Here is a 625-nt window from a genome sequence, read left to right on the forward strand (position 1 = left end):
GGGCGGTCTTTGGGCGGCAGCGGGTCTGTGCTGGTGGGCACTGGCAGCACGAGCAGCGGCGCGAGCGGCGGCATTGTGCTGCGCAGCGGCGCGGCTGTGGATGGCGCGAGCGGCGCGGTGTCTGTGGCGGTGGGCAGCGGCGGGCAGGGCGGGTCTGTGGACGTGGTGTCTGGCGGCAGCACTGGGAGCGGCAGCGCTGGCGGGCACGTGCATGTGGCTGCAGGGTGGTCGACGCAGGCGAGCGGCGGCGCGGTGAGCATCCTGAGCGGGACGGGCAGCGGCGGCGATGGCGGCGCGATGGTGCTGTCAGTGGGCGTGGGTGTGAGCGGCGATGGCGGCATGGTGTCTGTGTATGGCGGTGAGGCGCGCGGCGCTGGCAGCGTGGGCGGGCACGTGCGGGTGGCTGCCGGGCAGTCCACTTCTGGCGACCCGGGCAGCGCTGGCGGCGCGGTGAGCATCCTGAGCGGGTCGGGCAGCGGCGGCGATGGCGGCGCGATGGTGCTGTCGACTGGCGGCGGGTCGGATGTGAGCGGGTCGGTGACTGTGAGCACAGGCGCCGGGCGGTCTTTGGGCGGCAGCGGGTCTGTGCTGGTGGGCACTGGCAGCACGAGCAGCGGCGCGAGCA

Annotated in this window: 1 pseudogene; it reads left to right on the forward strand. The window is 74.6% G+C overall.

The features are described from left to right. Window positions 1-625, forward strand: a pseudogene (locus tag ACK41V_RS23685) (hypothetical protein); the annotation flags it as partial.

The sequence above is a fragment of the Acidovorax sp. genome (assembly GCF_046291265.1).
Classification (GTDB): Bacteria; Pseudomonadota; Gammaproteobacteria; order Burkholderiales; family Burkholderiaceae_C; genus Acidovorax.